The organism is Caldimonas taiwanensis NBRC 104434 (genome assembly GCF_001592165.1).
In the GTDB taxonomy this organism is placed as follows: domain Bacteria; phylum Pseudomonadota; class Gammaproteobacteria; order Burkholderiales; family Burkholderiaceae_C; genus Caldimonas; species Caldimonas manganoxidans.
The window spans coordinates 38,992-55,528 of record NZ_BCWK01000019.1 but is presented as its reverse complement, the minus strand read 5'-3'; the positions used below and the strand labels follow the sequence as shown (position 1 = coordinate 55,528).

Here is a 16,537-nt window from a genome sequence, read left to right as displayed (position 1 = left end):
TTTTGCAGGGCCGACTACTGAGCTCCTTGGGTGCCCCAAGCCGCTCAAACAAGACGCTGCCGCAGTGACTCGTACAGGCAGATCGCCGCAGCCGCCGCGACATTGAGCGATTCCTCGCCGCCAGGCTGGGGGATACACACGACCTGTTCGCAGCGCGAGGCCAGGGCCGGGTCCATGCCCTGGCCCTCATGGCCAAAGACCCAGGCCAGCGGCGAAGCAAGCCGGCATCGGTGCAGTTCCAGCGCCGTGTGCGAACTCGTGCCCACCAGCGGCACGCCCAGGCCGTCCAGCCCCTCGGGATGGGCCAATTCCACCAGATGCAGCGCGAAATGCGCGCCCATGCCCGCGCGCAACACCTTCGGTGACCACAGCGCGGCCGTCCCCTTCATGGCCACGACCTGCTTGACCCCCAGCGCCGCAGCGCTGCGCAAAATCGCCCCCACGTTGCCGGCGTCCTGCAAGCGATCGAGCACCACGGTATCCAGCCCTGTGCGCACTTGGCCGGCCCCCGGCCAGGGCACCAGAAACCCACAATCCGGGGCCGATTCGAGCGCACTGAGTTCGCGCATCAAGGTCTCGCTCACCACCGCCACCCGTACCGCGCCCTGGGCCAGCACACGCCGCTCGGGCCGCGCCCAGGCCGCCTCGGTAAACACCGCCTCGTCACCATGGCCGCCCCGGGCCCGCCAGGCCGAGCCCAGATGATCCCCCTCGAGCCAGACCGAGCCTAGCTTGCGGTAGGCGCTGGGGTCGCGCAGGAGTTTGCGCACTTTCACGCACAGCGGGTTGTCCCGCGAATGCAGCATCTCCACCTTCATGCCTGCCCCCGCAAAGCGTCACGAACCGGGGCAAAACTGCGTCGGTGCGCTGGACAGGGTCCGTGTTCGCGCAAGGCCGCCAAATGTTCGCGCGTGGGATATCCCTTGTGCGTGGCAAACCCATACTCTGGATGGGCCTCGTGCAACGCCATGCACAGGCGATCGCGATGCACCTTGGCCAGAATCGAAGCGGCCGAGATGGCGGGCACCTTGGCATCTCCTTGGACGATGGCCTCGGCCGGGACCTTGAGCACCGGCAGCCGGTTGCCATCGACCAAGACCCGCGCCGGCTTCAGACGCAGCCCCTCCACCGCCCGGCGCATGGCCAGCAGTGTCGCCTGAAGAATGTTCAGCCGGTCGATCTCCTCCGGCGAGGCCACAGCGATGCTGCAGCACAAAGCCTTGGCGCGAATCTCGTCATACAAGCGCTCACGGCGCAATGCGCTGAGCCGCTTGGAATCCGCCAGCCCCTTCACCGGTTGCTGGTCGTCCAGGATCACGGCGGCAGCCACGACGGGTCCGGCCAACGGCCCGCGGCCGGCTTCATCGACCCCAGCCACCAATCCGGGTGACTCCCAGCACAGAGCCAACTGTTCAGCGCCCAAGGACTTGCGCGATCGCATCGGTAGCGGCCTGCGCCGTGTTGCGACGCAGGAGATGGTGCAATTCGATGAAACGCTGCTGCACACGCTCGCAGCGCGCCGGATCATCCAGCCAGGCCAGGGCCGCATCGGCCAGGGCTTGTGGGGTGGCTCGATCCTGCAGCAATTCGGGCACGACGAAATCGCCACACAAGATGTTGGGCAGCCCCACCCAGGGCTGGTAGCCCATGCGCTTCATGAGCTGCCAGGTCAACCAGTGCATGTGATAAGTGATGACCATAGGCCGCTTGAACAGCGCGGCCTCCAGTGTGGCCGTGCCACTGGCGATGAGCGTCACGTCGCAGGCGGCCAAAGCCTCGTGCGACCGACCGTCGAGCACCCGCAGCGGCACCTCGGGGGCATGCGTGGCCACCAACGGATCGATCATCTCACGCAGACCGGGCGCCGCCGGCAGCACGAAGCGCAGCTCCGGTCGCCGACGATGCAACAACGCCGCAGCGGCCAAAAGCGGTGCGGCGATGTACTGGATCTCGCTGCGTCGGCTGCCCGGCAGCAACGCCACCACCGTCTCCGACGCCGACAACCCCAAGGCCTGCCGCGCCGCGGCCCGAGGTACTTCCAGCGGAATTGCATCGGCCAGCGGATGGCCCACATAGCTGGCGGCAATGCCGTGGCGAGCCAACAGTTCAGGCTCGAAGGGAAACAAACAGAGCACGTGGTCGGCGGCCTTGGCGATGCGGGTCACGCGCCCGCCGCGCCAGGCCCAAATCGACGGACAGACGAAGTGCACCGTCTTGATGCCGGCCTCGCGCAACCAGGACTCCAACCCCAGATTGAAATCCGGCGCGTCCACACCGATGAAGACATCCGGACGCTCTAGAAGCAACCGACGCGCCAGCTGCCGGCGGATGCCGGCAATCTCGGCATAATGCCGCAGCACCTCGGCATACCCCCGCACGGCCAGCTTGTGGTGCGGCCACCAGGCCTGGAAGCCTTGCTCGGCCATGCGCGGCCCGCCAATGCCCACGGCACTCAGATCGGGCCAACGCTGACGCAGCCCGTCCATCAGCAGCCCGGCCAGCAAATCCCCCGACGCCTCGCCGGCCACCAGCGCCAGACGGGGGGCAGTCTTCGCCTGTGCCACCACAGTCAGCGCACGATACCGCGCTCGGCCTGAGCCAGGAAGTCCAGCATCAGGCGCACATCGGCTTGCGCCTCGGCGGCCGAGTCCGCCAGCGCGGCGAGTTCCTCCTTGGCCTGCGCCAGCGTCAGCCCTTTGCGGTACAGCGTGCGGTGCATCTGCTTGACGACGGCGATGCGCTCGGGGGAGTAGCCCCGGCGGCGCAGCCCTTCCTGATTGATGCCCTGCGCTTGCGCAGGGTTGCCCGCGGCCGTCACGAAGGGCGGCAGATCTTGCGACAAGCGGGTCTGAAAACCGGTCATCGCGTGCGCGCCCACCCGCACGAACTGATGCACCCCCGACAACCCCCCGAGAAAGACCCAGTCGCCCAAATGCACGTGCCCGGCCAACTGGACCGCATTGGCCAAAATGATGTGACTGCCCAACTGGCAGTCATGCGCCACGTGGACATAGGCCATGATCCAGTTGTCGTTACCGATGCGCGTCACCCCGGCATCCTGCACCGTCCCGGTGTTGAAGGTGCAAAACTCTCGAATCGTGTTGTCGTCGCCGATCACCAACTCGGTGGGCTCGCCTGCATATTTTTTGTCTTGCGGCGCAGCGCCCAGGGAACAAAATTGGAAGATGCGATTGCGGCGGCCGATGGTCGTGCGCCCCTCGATGACGCAATGAGCACCGATGCTGGTCCCCTCATCGATGCGCACATCCGGGCCGATCACCGCATAGGGTCCCACGCGGACATCGGACGCCAACTCGGCCTTCGGGTCGACCAAGGCGGTGGGATGGATCTGAGCCATGACGACGCCCCTGCTCAGGCCTCCACCAATCGCTGGGTGCACATGATCTCGGCCTCCACCGCCACCTCCTCGCCCACCCGCGCTTGGCACTTGAACTTGTAGATACCGGCCCGCGCTCGGTCCAGCGTCACCTCCAGCAGCAACTGATCGCCGGGCTCCACCGGTCGCTTGAAACGAGCCCCATCAATGCCAACGAAGTAGTAAACCGCCCGAGGATCGCGCTCCACCGAGGCCGAGGTGAAGGCCAGCAGCGCAGAGGCCTGGGCCAACGCTTCGAGCATCAACACCCCTGGCATGACGGGACGGTTCGGGAAATGACCTTGAAAGAACGGCTCGTTGGCGCTGACGTTCTTCAGGGCCAAGATGCGCTTGCCCGGCTCGGCTTCCAGCACCCGGTCCACCAGGAGGATGGGGTAGCGATGAGGCAGCTGCTTGAGGATCGAGTGGATATCCATCATGGTGTCAGTTTCTTTTCGAGGGCGCGCACACGCTCGCGCAACTTGTGCAACTGGCGCAGTGTCGCGGCATTCTTTTCCCAGGACGCATTCTCGTCGATGGGGAACACGCCGCTGTAGAGCCCGGGCTGCAGCAATGAGCGCGTCACCAGCGACATCGACGAGATATGCACATGATCGGCAATCGTCAGATGACCCAAAATGCCTGCACCACCGCCGACCGTGCAATGCCGACCAATGCGCGCACTGCCGGCCACCCCAACGCAGCCCGCCATGGCCGTGTGCGCCCCGATGTGCACGTTGTGGGCGATCTGCACCAGGTTGTCCAACTTGACCCCGTCCTCGATCACCGTGTCCTCCAGGGCGCCACGGTCCACGCAACTGTTGGCGCCGATCTCCACATCGTTGCCGATGCGCACCCCGCCAAGCTGCTCGATCTTCTCCCAGCGACCCTCGTTCGGTGCGAAGCCAAAACCATCGGCACCGATCACCACACCGCTGTGCAGCACACAGCGCTCGCCCAGGCGCGTGCCCGGCATCAGCGTCACACGAGGCGCCAGCCGCGTGCCGCGGCCGATCACGACGCCAGCGCCAACGAAGGCATGCGCGCCGATCACCACGCCATCACCGATCACCGCCCCCTCCTCGACCACGGCGTAAGCCTCGATCCGCACATCATGGCCGATGCGGGCCTGCTCACTGACCACGGCCGTCGGATGGATGCCGGCAGGACGGGCAGCTCGCGTCCGCGCCGCCCACCATTGGGTCAAGCGGGCAAAGTAAAGATAAGGATCGGCCGTGACGATGGCCGCCCCCCGGGCAGCGGCTGCCTCCCGAAAGGCCGGCGCCACGATCACACAGCCCGCCCCGGTCGACTGCAACTGAGACTGATAGCGCGCGTGCGCCAAAAAGCTGAGCGTTGAGGCATCCGCCCCTTCCAACGGCCCGATCCGGTGGATGCGCAGCTCACCCGAGCCGACGAGTTCCCCTCCCAGCTCGGCAACGATCTCGCTCAGTCGGACATCGCTCACTTGCCACCGTTGGCGTTGAGGGCCTTGATCACCTTGTCTGTGATGTCCACCCGCGGGCTGTAGTGCACCGCATCCTGGACGATGAGATCGTATTTCTCACTCTCGGCGATCTGTTTGATGACCCGGTTGGCCCGTTCGATGATGGCCGCCAACTCCTCATTGCGGCGCTGGTTGAAGTCTTCCTGCAACTCACGGCGGCGGCGCTGAAACTCGCGGTCCTGCTCGACCAGCTCGCGTTGACGGCGTGCTCGCTCGGACTCCGACAACGTCGGCGCATCCTTCTCCAAACGCTCGGAGTTGGCCTTCAAGCGGGCCCCCAGTTCATTGAGCTCTCGGTCGCGGCGAGAAAACTCCGCCTCCAGGCGGCTGGTGGCCGCTTTGGCCGGCGCAGACTCTCGCATGACGCGGTCGCTGTTCACATAGCCGATCTTCAGTTCCTGAGCCTGCGCGAGCTCAGCCGCGCCGAAAGACAGGACAATGGCCGTCAGGGCGGCCCCCAAGAGTTTCTTCATCAGAATGCGGTTCCAATCTGGAATTGAATGCGCTCGATTCTATCGCCCGGCTGCTTGCGCAGCGGCACGCCATACGCCAGCTTCAACGGCCCCACCGGAGAGATCCAGCTCAGCCCAACACCGCTGGACAGGCGCAACTCGTCAAAGCGGATGCGATCTTCTTCGCCAAAGACATTGCCGGCATCGACGAAACCAAACAGCCGCAGCGTACGATCGTTGCCCGAGCCTGGGAAAGGCACGTAGAGCTCGCCATTGAGATTCAGCCGTTTGGCCCCGCCCACATAGGCGCCAGTGGCATCCACCGGGCCCAGCGAGCCTTGCGCAAAACCGCGGACGGTTCCCAGCCCCCCGCTGTAGAAATTCTTGAACACTGGGAACGGACGACCTTGCAAGCCCTTGCCCCACCCCAGCTCGGTATTGAACGCCAAAGTGAAATCGCGGGTCAGTGAGAGGTACTGTTGGAACTGATAATTCGTGCGCAAATAGCGCGTATCGCCAGCCACACTCCATTCGGCATTGACGCGCTGATAACGCCCTCGTGTGGGCACCAACGCACTGTCACGGTCGTCACGCGTCCAGCCCAGCGTCAAGGGCACACTCAAACTCGTCGGACCGAAGCGTTCACGATAACGGAAATAGCTGTTGGGCAGCGCGCCTGGCTCGCCGCGGATTTCCGTGCGTTCCACGCCAATGCCGAGAAACACGCGGTCGTACTCCGTCACCGGAACGCCAAAGCGGATCGAAGCCCCGGGAGTCACCAACTTGTAATCGCTGCCTTGGCTGGACAGCGGCTGGGTCGTGCGGTAGTACACGTCGATGGACCGCGAGACTCCGTCCATCGTGAAATACGGGTCGACCGTGCTGACCACCAGCGTGCGGTTATACCGACTCGTATTGAACTCCACCCCCAGATAGTTGCCCGAACCGAAGATGTTTTCCTGCTTGATCGCGGCCGTCAACGTGAGCTTCTCGGCACTGGAGAAACCCGCACCAAGCAGCAGATTGCCGGTGGGCTTCTCGACCACGCGCAAGTTCAAATCCACCTGATCGAGCGAGCCGGGCACCTCCTCCGAGTCGATGCTGACCTCACTGAAGAACCCCAAGCGGTCGACCCGATCGCGCGACAAGCGGATGCGCTCGCCGTCATACCAAGCCGACTCGAACTGGCGGAACTCCCGTCGGATGACTTCGTCCCGCGTGCGGGCGTTACCGCTGATGTTGATGCGCCGCACATACACACGGCGCTGGGGGTTGGCCACCAACGCAATGGACACCCGCCCGCTGGCGCGGTCGATGTCCGTACGCGGCTCGATGCGCGCAAACGCATACCCAAAGGCGCCAAAGCGCTCCGCAAAGGCGCGCACGGTCTCGGCCACCGCCTCGGCACGGTAGGGTTCACCGGGCTGGATGCGCACCAGGGCTTTGAAATCATCCTCCTTGCCCAGGTAGTCCCCTTCCAGGCGCACACCGGTCACCACATAGGGCTGCCCCTCGCGGACATTGATCGTGATCGTGATGTCTTGCTTGTCCGGTGAAATCGCCACCTGGGTCGACTCGATCGCAAACTCCAAATAGCCACGATTCAAATAGTGCGAGCGCAGCTTCTCCAGGTCGGCATTGAGCTTGGCACGTGAGTACCGGTCGGATTTGGTATACCAGCTCATCCACCCACCGGTGCTCAGGTCGAACAAGCCGAGCAGCTCTCGCTGCGAGAACGCCCGGTTGCCGGTGATGCGAATCTCGCGGATACGGGCCTGCCCCCCCTCGGTCACGGAGAAGGTCACATTGACGCGATTGCGCTCCAACGGCGTCACCGTGGTGATCACCTCGACGCCATAGAGGCTGCGCGAAAGGTATTGTCGCTTGAGCTCCTGCTCGGCCCGATCGATCAGCGCTTGATCGTACGGTCGCCCGTCGGTGATACCCACTTCGCGCAGGGCCTTGGTCAGCGTCTCGCGATCGAATTCTTTGATACCCACGAACTCGACACCGGCGATGATGGGCCGCTCCTCGACCACGACCACGACCACATCGCCTTCGACCTCGATGCGCACGTCCTTGAAAAGACCGGTAGCAAACAACGCACGCAGCGCGGCCGCCCCCTTGTCATCGTTGTAAGTGTCGCCGATGCGAAATGGCAGCGAGCCGAAAACCGTGCCCGGCTCCGTGCGCTGCAGCCCTTCGACGCGAATGTCGCGCAGCACGAAAGGATCGACAGCCCAGGCAAACGCTCCGTGCAAGGTGGCCAAGACAGCCACCGTCAGCGTGCGAAACCGGGGGGAGAAACGGGACTTGGAGGATGTTGTGGAGTTTTTACGCAGCATGCGGTCAGTGCAGACCCAAAAGGCGGGCGACGTCGTTGTAGAGCGCCAGTGACATCAGCATGAGCATGATGGCGACGCCGCCGCGTTGCAGCCGTTCGAGCCACACCTCGGAGACCGGCCGCCCCGTCACTGCTTCGAAAAGATAATACATCAGGTGCCCGCCATCGAGGACGGGCAACGGCAGCAGGTTGAGCACGCCCAGACTCACGCTCACCAGCGCGAGAAAGCCCAGATAGTAAGCCACGCCCAACTGCACCGACTGACCCGCAAAGTCGGCAATCGTCAGCGGACCACTCAAATTCTTCAACGAGGCATCGCCGACGAGCATCTTGCCCAACATGCGCAGGCTCAGAACCGACACCTCCCAGGTGCGGGCCAAGGCATATCCCCATCCCTCGAAAAAGCCGTAACGGACAGTGACGAACTCGACAGGCCGCCCCACGAAAGCTTCGATGCGCCCCCACGCCTGATCACCCTGGCGATGCACCGAAGGCGTGACTTCCAGCTCCAGCACCTGCCCGGAGCGATCGACGCGCCACTGCATGGGCACGGCCGCGCCGCCCCGCACCGAGTGCCGAATGAGCTCTCGTAGACGGGCAGCGTCTTGAATGGGCTGACCGTTCACACTGAGCACGCGATCGCCCTGCCGCAGACCCGCACGGGCGGCTGGCCCGTCGGCCAGGACTTCGCCGAGCACCGGCTCGCTGTATGGCGCCCCAAGCCCCACCTTGGACATGAGTCGGGCATCCACCTCGCGTGCGCCCAGCGACGCCAATGCCAGCCTCACCGTTCGGGGGTGGTAGCCCTGGGCATCGGTGACCTCCAGATCGAGATCGCGCTGATCCACCGCGGCTTCGGTGATACGCCAGCGCAGATCACCAAACGAACGCACCGGCTCGACATCGCCCTCCCCAGTGCGCACGCCCTGCACCCAATCGCCCGCCCGCAGGCCGGCGCGCTCGGCCAGGCTGCCTGCCGCCGGCGCTCCCAACACGGCTTTGGGCTCGTCCATGCCGATCCAGCCCGCGGCCGCATACAACAGCACCGCCAGCACGAGGTTGGCCGCCGGTCCGGCGGCCACGATGGCCGCGCGCGCCCTCAGCGGCTGGCGGTTGAAGGCCCGAGGCGCCAGCTCCGCAGGGACCACGCCCTCGCGTTCATCGAGCATGCGCACATAGCCGCCCAAAGGCAGCGCACAGACCACGAACTCAGTGGCCTCGGGATGCGCCTGGCGACGCCACAACACCGGCCCGAAACCGATCGAAAAACGCAACACCTTCACACCGCAGGCCTTGGCCATGCGGTAGTGCCCCCACTCGTGCACCACGATGAGGACACCGAGCGTGACCAGGAAGGCCAAAACGGTGGTGATCATGCCGACAACTCCGTGACGATGCTGCGTGCCTGGTGCCGGGCCCGAGCATCCAGGGCCAGCAGTGCGTCCAGGGAGTCACGCACTTCCGCTTCGGGCAGCACCCTCTCGAGCGTGAGCAGATTCACGGTGTGAATCTGGTCGAACCGGATGGTTCCCTCCAAAAAGGCGGCCACGGCCTCTTCGTTGGCCGCGTTGAGCACGGCCGTGGTTCCGTGCCGTGCCGAAAGCGCCTGCCAAGCCAAGCTCAGGCCCGGAAAGCGCTGGGGATCAGGCGTCTCGAAGCTCAGCGCACCGATGCGCGTGAGGTCCAGCCGTTCGGCGCCCGAGGCGATACGTTCGGGATAGGCCAAGCCGTAGGCAATGGGCACCTTCATGTCCGGCGTGCCCAACTGGGCCAACACCGATCGATCCTTGCACACCACCATGGAGTGCACGATGCTTTGGGGATGGATCAGCACCTCGATGCGTTCGGGCGGCAAATCGAAGAGCCAGCGCGCTTCGATGACTTCCAACGCCTTGTTCATCATCGTGGCCGAATCCACCGAAATCTTGCGTCCCATCACCCAGTTCGGATGGGCGCAAGCCTCCTGCGGCGTGACGGCCGACAACGTGGCCGGGTCGCGTTGGCGAAACGGCCCGCCCGAGGCGGTCAAGACGATGCGTTCGATGCGTCGCGACCAAGTGGACGCATCTTCGGGCAGACACTGAAAGATCGCCGAATGCTCGCTGTCGATGGGCAGCAAGGTGGCCCCACCGGCGCGCACCGCCTCCATGAACATCGCCCCGCCGACCACCAGGGCTTCTTTGTTCGCCAGCATCAGCTTCTTGCCTGCGCGAGCGGCGGCCAGGCAAGGGCGCAGGCCAGCCGCGCCGACGATGGCCGCCATCACCGCATCCACCTCGGGATGCGCGGCCATCTCCTCCAAGGCTTGGCTGCCTTCGAGCACCTCGGTGCGCAAGCCGGCCTCGCGCACCGCCTGGCGCAAGCTGCGTGCGGCCGCGGCATCGGTCATCACGGCATAACGAGGCTTCCAGCGCAGGCATTGCTCCAGCAGGGCCTGCACACGCGCGTGTGCCGTCAACGCCACCACCTCGAAGCGATCCGGATGCAGCGCCACCACGTCCAGCGTGCTCGTGCCGATCGAGCCCGTCGAGCCCAGGATGCAAAGACGCTGAACCATCCTCACAGGCTCCCCAGGGTCATCGCAATCGGAAAGACCGGCAACAAGGCATCGATGCGGTCGAGCACCCCGCCATGGCCCGGCAACAAGCGACTGCTGTCCTTCACACCTGCGGCACGCTTGACCAGGGACTCGAACAAATCTCCCACCACGCTCATGGCCGTCAGGAACACGCACACCACCACCAGGCCGACCCACCCCCAGCGCGCATGCAAGGCAGAGTAGAGACTGGGGCCATCGGCCAGGCCCGTGCGATCGAAGACCATCCATGCAGCCGCCAGCACGAGCACACCGACCACACCGCACCACACCCCTTCCCAACTCTTCCCGGGGCTGATCGCCGGCGCCAGTTTACGCCGACCGAAGGCGCGCCCACCGAAGTAGGCAGCGATGTCGGCGGCCCATACCAAACAAAGAATCGACAGCAGATGGTTGACCCCTGTGGCCTTGGACTGATTCAAGGCCAGCCAGGCCAGCCACAGCAGCAACACACCCAAGAGCCAGCGCAGCGAAGCCGGCGCGCTCGACCAGCCCGACGCTCCGACGCGCAGTGCCCAAGCACCGCCCATCACCCACACCATCAAGGCCAGCCACCACAGCGGCGTCAGACTCTGAGCCGACCATCCGGTCCACCACAAGCCCGCACAGCCGGCCACCATCAGGCCGCCCGTGGCATAGGCCATCGGCACGGAACGCAGATTCAGACGAGACCACTCCCAACCGGCCGCGGCCAACAGCAGTGCGCTCAACAGTGCAAACGGCGCGGGATTCGACACCAGCAGCGCCGGCAGCGCCAGCAGCAGCAGCACCACGGCCGTCATGACCCGTTGCTTGAGCATCTTCAGACCTTGGGCACGCCAGCGTCCGCGTCCGACACACGACCGAAACGGCGGTCGCGGCGCGCATAGGACTGCAGCGCGCGGTCGAGCTCCACCTCGTTGAAATCGGGCCAGAGGCAGTCGGTGAAATACAGTTCCGTGTAGGCCGACTGCCACAGCAGGAAATTGCTGATGCGCATTTCCCCGCCGGTGCGAATCAACAGGTCGGGATCCGGGGCATAGGACAAGGACAGGTGGCGCGCGATGGCCGCCTCATCCAAATCTTGCGGACGAATTCCTGACTCGAGGGCGCGGCGACAAGCCTGCACCACGTCCCACCGCCCCCCATAACTGAAGGCCACGGTGAGCGTCAGACCCTGATTGTGTCGCGTGGCTTCCTCGGCCTGAAGCCACGCTTGATTGACCTTGTCGGACACCGCAGAACGGTCCCCGATGATGCGCACCCGCACCCCTTTGCTGGCCAGTTCTTCCAGGTGGCGCCCCACGGTGCTGAGCACCAGCGACATCAAGCCACTGACCTCCTCCTGTGGACGCTGCCAGTTCTCGGACGAAAAGGCAAAGACCGTCAAATAGGCAATGCCGCGGCGAGCGCAAGCTTGCACCGTGCGCACCAGGGCGTCCACGCCGGCTCGGTGGCCCATGCCACGAGGCATCAACCTACGGCTGGCCCATCGTCCGTTGCCGTCCATGATGATCGCCACGTGGCGCGGCATCATGGCTGCAACCCCCTACCCACGAAGCTCGAGCGCGCGATCAAGCGGGCCCTCAGACGGCCATGATCTCCGCTTCCTTGGCCGCGATCAACTTGTCGATCTCGGCCACGGTGCGGTCGGTGAGCTTTTGGATTTCGTCCTGCGAGCGACGTTCCTCGTCCTCGGTGATCTGCTTTTCCTTGAGCAGCTTCTTGGCCTGCTCATTGGCATCCCGGCGCAGGTTGCGCACTGCCACCTTGGCTTCTTCGCCCGCGTGGCGGACCACCTTGGTCAGCTCCCTGCGGCGCTCCTCGGTCAACGGGGGCATGGGAACGCGCAGCAAGTCGCCTTGCGCCGCCGGGTTCAAACCGAGGTCGGATTCCCGGATGGCCTTTTCGATCTTGGGCCCCATGCCCTTCTCCCAGGGCTGCACGCTGATCGTGCGGGCATCCAGCAGCGTGACATTGGCCACTTGGCTGATGGGCACCATCGAACCGTAGTACTCGACATGCACCTGATCCAGCAGACCTGGGTGGGCCCGGCCGGTCCGGATCTTGGCAAGCTCTTGCTTGAAGGCCTCGACCGACTTGGCCATCTTCTGCTCGGCAGTCTTCTTGATGTCAGCGATGCTCATGGAAAACGTGCTCCTCAAACATGGACCAGGGTGCCCTCGTCCTCACCCAGCACCACGCGCTTGAGCGCTCCGGGCTTGAAGATGCTGAACACCTTGATCGGCAACTTCTGATCGCGGCACAACGCGAACGCCGTGGCGTCCAGCACCTGCAGGTTCTTGACGATGGCCTCGTCGAAGCTGATGCTGGTGTAGCGAGTGGCTTCGGGATCCTTCTTCGGATCCGCGGTATACACCCCATCGACCTTGGTGGCCTTGAGCATGATTTGCGCACCGATCTCCGCGCCGCGCAGCGCGGCAGCGGTATCGGTGGTGAAAAAGGGATTGCCCGTGCCTGCGGCAAACACCACCACCTTGCCCTCTTCCAGGTATTGCAGCGCCTTGGGCCGAACGTAGGGCTCGACGATCTGTTCGATGCCGATGGCCGACATCACACGGGCAGTCATGCCTTCCTGACGCATCGTATCGGCCAGGGCCAACGCGTTCATCACCGTGGCCAGCATGCCCATGTAATCCGCCGTGGCACGGTCCATCCCGACCGAGCCACCGGCCACCCCGCGGAAGATGTTGCCGCCTCCGATGACCACGGCCACCTCACAGCCCAGGGCGGTGACTTCCTGGATCTCACGCACGATGCGCACGATCGTGGCGCGGTTGATACCGTACGCATCATCGCCCATCAGGGCTTCACCCGAGAGTTTGAGCAGGACGCGTTGATAGGTCGGCATGCAGATCCTCCGATCGTGGGCAGCGCAGCGCGTGAGAAGTGTATCGGTTTGGCCAGCGGCGAGACTCACTGAGCCTTGGCCGCGGCCACCTGAGCGGCCACCTCGGCAGCAAAGTCGTCCTGCTTCTTCTCGATGCCTTCGCCCACGACGTACAGCGTGAAGCTCTTGACGGTGGTGCCTGCCCCCTTGAGGTATTGCCCCACGGTCTGCTTGCCATCGGCCGCCTTGACGAAGACTTGCTCGAGCAGCGAGACCTCCTTGAGGAATTTCTGCACCGAGCCCTCGACCATCTTGGCGACGATATCGGCCGGCTTGCCGCTTTCGGCTGCCTTCTCGGCGGCGATCTTGCGCTCCTTGTCCACCAACTCCGCGGGCACGTCGGCCGCCGCCAGAGCTGCCGGCTTCATGGCCGCCACGTGCATGGCCACGTCCTTGGCAGCCACCTCGTCACCGTCGAACTCGACGATCACTCCGATGCGGGTGCCGTGCAGGTAATGGGCCAGCTTGCCGCCCCCAGCGTAGCGCTTGAAGCGGCGAATCGTCATGTTCTCACCGATCTTGCCGATGAGACCCTTGCGCACGTCCTCGACGGTCGGCCCGAAGCCCTCCATCGACAAAGGCAGCGCCGACAGGGCCGCCACATCGGCCGGATCATGCTCGGCCACCAGACCAGCCACTGCCTTGGCAAACGCGAGGAAGGCGTCGTTCTTGGACACGAAATCGGTCTCGCAGTTGACCTCGACCAACGCACCGGTGGTGCCCTCGATCGACGCGGCGATCACGCCCTCGGCGGTCACTCGCGAGGCGGCCTTGCCAGCTTTGTTGCCCAGCTTGACGCGCAGAATCTCCTCGGCACGGGCCATATCGCCTTCGGCTTCGGTCAGCGCTTTCTTGCACTCCATCATCGGGGCATCGGTCTTGGCACGCAGCTCGGCCACCATGCTTGCGGTAATTGCGGGCATTGTTGCTCTCCTGTATCACGGGCCGCGCGCATCGACGGCGCGGCCGGGGTCGGGTGTACGGTTTTCGTTGAAAAAAAGGGGCTGAACCAGCCCCCTGGACGAGCACGTGGGCGACGTTCAGGCCGTCTCGCTCACTTCCACGAACTCGTCTTCGGCGGCAGCCGCCTGCACCACCTCGTTCACCGCGTTGGCGCGGCCCTCGAGCACGGCATCGGCCACCGCGCGGGCATACAACGCCACTGCCTTGGCCGAGTCGTCATTGCCTGGGATCACATAGTCGATTTCGGCCGGCGAGTGGTTGGTGTCGACCACACCGATGACCGGAATGCCCAGCTTCTTGGCTTCGGCCACGGCGATCTTGTGATAACCGACGTCGATCACGAACAGCGCATCCGGCAGCGCCGTCATGTCCTGGATGCCGCCAATGTCCTTCTCGAGCTTGGCCAGCTCACGCTGGAACAGCAGAGCTTCCTTTTTGCTGAGCTGATCCAGGCCGGCTTCGACCTGAGCCTGCATGTCCTTGAGCTTCTTCAGCGAAGCCTTGACGGTCTTGAAGTTGGTCAGCATGCCACCCAGCCAACGCTGGTCCACATAGGGCATGCCGGCCCGTTGAGCCTCCTGGGCGACGATTTCGCGGGCTTGACGCTTGGTGCCCACCATCAGGATGGTGCCGCGACGGCTGCTGAGTTGGCGAATGAACTTCATCGCCTCCTCGAACATCGGCAGCGTCTTTTCGAGGTTGATGATGTGGATCTTGTTGCGATGGCCGAAGATGTAGGGGGCCATCTTGGGGTTCCAGAAGCGAGTCTGGTGCCCGAAATGGACACCGGCTTCCAGCATTTCACGCATGGTGACGGGCATGTGAGCGCTCCAAAAGGTTGGGTCTAGAATCCGGCGTCAATCGCCAGGCTGCGCACCTTCCAGGCCGCGCACCTGAACGACACCTTTTCGCATCTCTCGGAGCCCCGCCCCGAGGCCAATCGATGGCCGGATCCGCGATTTCGTCCCCCGCGGACTTGCGCTCTGCGCAAAGCCTGCAGGTAAACCCGAAGATTGTAGCACGACACGTCATGCCTGAAGACCTCATCACTGCGCGCGCGCAATGGCAGGCCGGACAACGGCATGCCGTGGACATGGTCGAATCGGCGCTGGCCTTGGCCCAGGGCTCGGCTCGCGAGGCCTTCATTCGTCTTTTCGAAGCGCAGGCCCGGGCAGCGGCTTGCGCGGCCGACCAGGCTCGGGCTGCCGGCGCGCCCACAGGGCCGTTGGCCGGAGTGCCGGTGAGTATCAAAGACCTCTTCGATGTGGCTGGCCACCCGACCACGGCAGGCTCGCGAGTGCTCGCCGAGCGCGCACCGGCTGGCCGTGACGCCGCGGCCGTCGCCCGCCTGCGCCGCGCCGGGGCCGCCCTCATCGGCCATACCCATATGACGGAGTTCGCCTACTCGGGGGTGGGCTGGAACCCTCATCACCCCACGCCGGCCAATCCGGCCACAGCCGCGCTCGACCCTGCGAATCCGCGCATCCCCGGCGGCTCCAGCTCAGGCGCTGCCGTCTCGGTGGCCGTCGGGGCGGCCTGGGCAGCCCTGGGATCGGATACGGGCGGCTCGATCCGCATTCCAGCGGCCTTGCAAGGACTGGTCGGCTTCAAATGCACCGCGCGACTCGTCCCGCTGGAAGGCTGCATCCCTCTGTCGCCCACGCTGGACACGGCCTGCGCGATCACCCGCTCGGTGCGCGACGCCGTGCTGTTGCACGAAGTGTTGGCCGACCGAACGGTCTCGATGCGCCCCCGTCCACCGCATGGTTGGCGCCTGGGGGTGCCACGCACCCTGATGCTCGATGAATTGGAGCCACTGGTGCAACGACGCTTCGAAGCCGCTGTGGCGCAGCTGCGCGCCGCCGGCTACCCAATCGAGGACTTCGATCTGCCCGAGTTGAGCGAATTGCCGGCCCTGCAAGCCCACTGCAACTTCCCGGCTGCAGAAAGCTGGGCCTGGCACCGCCGGCTGATCGAGGCCCATGAAGCACGGTACGACCCCCGTGTGGCGCGTCGCATCCGCAGTGGGCAGCACATCCTGGCAGCCGACTATCTGGCCCTGCAACGCGCACGGGCGGACTGGATCGCGCGCGTGCAGGCCCGCATCGCCGGCTTCGATGCGTTGCTTTCGCCGACCGTGCCCTGTGTGGCGCCGCCCATCGCCCACATCGCCACCGATGATGAGGCGTTCTTCCGCCTCAATGCCCGGCTGCTGCGCAATCCTTCGGTGGTGAACTTCCTGGACGGCTGCGCGCTGTCCATGCCTTGCCCACCGGCCGAGGACTGGCCAGTGGGGCTGATGCTGTGGGCCGGCGCGGGTCAGGACGACATCGTGCTGAACCTCGGGCTGTCGGTGGAAGCCGCCTTGCACGGGCGGTGAGCGGCTTTGCAGCCTGTGGCCGCTGCGCT

17 protein-coding genes are annotated in these 16,537 nt (G+C 64.9%); 1 reads left to right on the top strand and 16 read right to left on the bottom strand.

Going from position 1 to position 16,537, the window contains the following annotated elements:
- Positions 1–44: 44 nt before the first annotated feature.
- From CTA01S_RS13625 to rpsB, 16 genes are all read right to left on the bottom strand, one after another.
- Positions 45–806 (bottom strand): TrmH family RNA methyltransferase, encoded by a 762-nt coding sequence (locus tag CTA01S_RS13625; protein WP_232301068.1) that lies wholly within the window; start codon positions 804–806, stop codon positions 45–47.
- Positions 807–814: 8 nt separating this feature from the next.
- Positions 815–1,441 (bottom strand): ribonuclease HII, encoded by a 627-nt coding sequence (gene rnhB / locus CTA01S_RS13620; protein WP_019560217.1) that lies wholly within the window; start codon positions 1,439–1,441, stop codon positions 815–817.
- Entirely contained in the window at positions 1,413–2,567 is a 1,155-nt protein-coding gene (gene lpxB, locus CTA01S_RS13615; protein WP_062196314.1) for a lipid-A-disaccharide synthase, read from the bottom strand. Before lpxB ends, rnhB begins: the two co-directional genes overlap by 29 nt.
- Before the next feature lie 2 nt (positions 2,568–2,569).
- Positions 2,570–3,358 (bottom strand): acyl-ACP--UDP-N-acetylglucosamine O-acyltransferase, encoded by a 789-nt coding sequence (gene lpxA / locus CTA01S_RS13610; protein ID WP_019560219.1) that lies wholly within the window; start codon positions 3,356–3,358, stop codon positions 2,570–2,572.
- A gap of 14 nt (positions 3,359–3,372) precedes the next feature.
- The gene (gene fabZ / locus CTA01S_RS13605; protein WP_062196311.1) at positions 3,373–3,816 is read right to left on the bottom strand and encodes a 3-hydroxyacyl-ACP dehydratase FabZ; all 444 of its coding nucleotides are present in this window, start codon (positions 3,814–3,816) and stop codon (positions 3,373–3,375) included.
- Positions 3,813–4,844, bottom strand: coding sequence for a UDP-3-O-(3-hydroxymyristoyl)glucosamine N-acyltransferase (lpxD, locus tag CTA01S_RS13600; RefSeq protein WP_019560221.1), 1,032 nt, complete (start codon positions 4,842–4,844; stop codon positions 3,813–3,815). Before lpxD ends, fabZ begins: the two co-directional genes overlap by 4 nt.
- Entirely contained in the window at positions 4,841–5,356 is a 516-nt protein-coding gene (locus CTA01S_RS13595; RefSeq protein ID WP_019560222.1) for an OmpH/Skp family outer membrane protein, read from the bottom strand. The genes lpxD and CTA01S_RS13595 overlap by 4 nt, the downstream gene beginning before the upstream one ends.
- Positions 5,356–7,680: an outer membrane protein assembly factor BamA gene (gene bamA / locus CTA01S_RS13590; protein WP_232301067.1), complete on the bottom strand. Its 2,325-nt coding sequence runs from the start codon at positions 7,678–7,680 to the stop codon at positions 5,356–5,358. Before bamA ends, CTA01S_RS13595 begins: the two co-directional genes overlap by 1 nt.
- Before the next feature lie 4 nt (positions 7,681–7,684).
- Positions 7,685–9,055 carry an RIP metalloprotease RseP gene (gene rseP / locus CTA01S_RS13585; protein ID WP_062196309.1) on the bottom strand — a complete coding sequence of 457 codons (1,371 nt, stop codon included), beginning with the start codon at positions 9,053–9,055 and terminating at the stop codon, positions 7,685–7,687.
- Entirely contained in the window at positions 9,052–10,236 is a 1,185-nt protein-coding gene (gene ispC / locus CTA01S_RS13580; RefSeq protein WP_019560225.1) for a 1-deoxy-D-xylulose-5-phosphate reductoisomerase, read from the bottom strand. The genes rseP and ispC overlap by 4 nt, the downstream gene beginning before the upstream one ends.
- Before the next feature lie 2 nt (positions 10,237–10,238).
- Positions 10,239–11,075, bottom strand: a complete 837-nt coding sequence (locus CTA01S_RS13575; RefSeq protein WP_062196306.1) for a phosphatidate cytidylyltransferase — start codon at positions 11,073–11,075, stop codon at positions 10,239–10,241.
- 2 nt (positions 11,076–11,077) lie between these two features.
- On the bottom strand, positions 11,078–11,788 hold the full coding sequence (gene uppS / locus CTA01S_RS13570; protein WP_062196328.1) for a polyprenyl diphosphate synthase: 711 nt from the start codon (positions 11,786–11,788) through the stop codon (positions 11,078–11,080).
- A gap of 52 nt (positions 11,789–11,840) precedes the next feature.
- Positions 11,841–12,401, bottom strand: coding sequence for a ribosome recycling factor (gene frr, locus CTA01S_RS13565; RefSeq protein WP_062196304.1), 561 nt, complete (start codon positions 12,399–12,401; stop codon positions 11,841–11,843).
- Between the two features lie 14 nt (positions 12,402–12,415).
- On the bottom strand, positions 12,416–13,126 hold the full coding sequence (pyrH, locus tag CTA01S_RS13560; protein ID WP_019560229.1) for a UMP kinase: 711 nt from the start codon (positions 13,124–13,126) through the stop codon (positions 12,416–12,418).
- Positions 13,127–13,191: 65 nt separating this feature from the next.
- Positions 13,192–14,088, bottom strand: a complete 897-nt coding sequence (tsf, locus tag CTA01S_RS13555) for a translation elongation factor Ts (protein ID WP_026330068.1) — start codon at positions 14,086–14,088, stop codon at positions 13,192–13,194.
- Between the two features lie 117 nt (positions 14,089–14,205).
- A complete protein-coding gene (gene rpsB / locus CTA01S_RS13550) occupies positions 14,206–14,949 on the bottom strand; it encodes a 30S ribosomal protein S2 (RefSeq protein ID WP_062196302.1) in 744 nt (247 codons plus the stop codon).
- A gap of 209 nt (positions 14,950–15,158) precedes the next feature.
- Between rpsB and CTA01S_RS13545 the strand changes: the two genes are divergently transcribed.
- The gene (locus CTA01S_RS13545; protein ID WP_062196300.1) at positions 15,159–16,508 is read left to right on the top strand and encodes an amidase; all 1,350 of its coding nucleotides are present in this window, start codon (positions 15,159–15,161) and stop codon (positions 16,506–16,508) included.
- The last annotated feature ends 29 nt before the right edge of the window (positions 16,509–16,537 follow it).

What these genes read in the sequence shown, in the direction of transcription:
- CTA01S_RS13625 (WP_232301068.1), bottom strand. Translation starts at nt 806, where the DNA reads ATGCTGCATTCGCGGGACAACCCGCTGTGCGTGAAAGTGCGCAAACTC.
- rnhB (WP_019560217.1), bottom strand. Translation starts at nt 1,441, where the DNA reads ATGCGATCGCGCAAGTCCTTGGGCGCTGAACAGTTGGCTCTGTGCTGG.
- lpxA (WP_019560219.1), bottom strand. Translation starts at nt 3,358, where the DNA reads ATGGCTCAGATCCATCCCACCGCCTTGGTCGACCCGAAGGCCGAGTTG.
- fabZ (WP_062196311.1), bottom strand. Translation starts at nt 3,816, where the DNA reads ATGATGGATATCCACTCGATCCTCAAGCAGCTGCCTCATCGCTACCCC.
- CTA01S_RS13595 (WP_019560222.1), bottom strand. Translation starts at nt 5,356, where the DNA reads ATGAAGAAACTCTTGGGGGCCGCCCTGACGGCCATTGTCCTGTCTTTC.
- bamA (WP_232301067.1), bottom strand. Translation starts at nt 7,680, where the DNA reads ATGCTGCGTAAAAACTCCACAACATCCTCCAAGTCCCGTTTCTCCCCC.
- rseP (WP_062196309.1), bottom strand. Translation starts at nt 9,055, where the DNA reads ATGATCACCACCGTTTTGGCCTTCCTGGTCACGCTCGGTGTCCTCATC.
- ispC (WP_019560225.1), bottom strand. Translation starts at nt 10,236, where the DNA reads ATGGTTCAGCGTCTTTGCATCCTGGGCTCGACGGGCTCGATCGGCACG.
- CTA01S_RS13575 (WP_062196306.1), bottom strand. Translation starts at nt 11,075, where the DNA reads ATGCTCAAGCAACGGGTCATGACGGCCGTGGTGCTGCTGCTGCTGGCG.
- uppS (WP_062196328.1), bottom strand. Translation starts at nt 11,788, where the DNA reads ATGCCGCGCCACGTGGCGATCATCATGGACGGCAACGGACGATGGGCC.
- frr (WP_062196304.1), bottom strand. Translation starts at nt 12,401, where the DNA reads ATGAGCATCGCTGACATCAAGAAGACTGCCGAGCAGAAGATGGCCAAG.
- pyrH (WP_019560229.1), bottom strand. Translation starts at nt 13,126, where the DNA reads ATGCCGACCTATCAACGCGTCCTGCTCAAACTCTCGGGTGAAGCCCTG.
- tsf (WP_026330068.1), bottom strand. Translation starts at nt 14,088, where the DNA reads ATGCCCGCAATTACCGCAAGCATGGTGGCCGAGCTGCGTGCCAAGACC.
- rpsB (WP_062196302.1), bottom strand. Translation starts at nt 14,949, where the DNA reads ATGCCCGTCACCATGCGTGAAATGCTGGAAGCCGGTGTCCATTTCGGG.
- CTA01S_RS13545 (WP_062196300.1), top strand. Translation starts at nt 15,159, where the DNA reads ATGCCTGAAGACCTCATCACTGCGCGCGCGCAATGGCAGGCCGGACAA.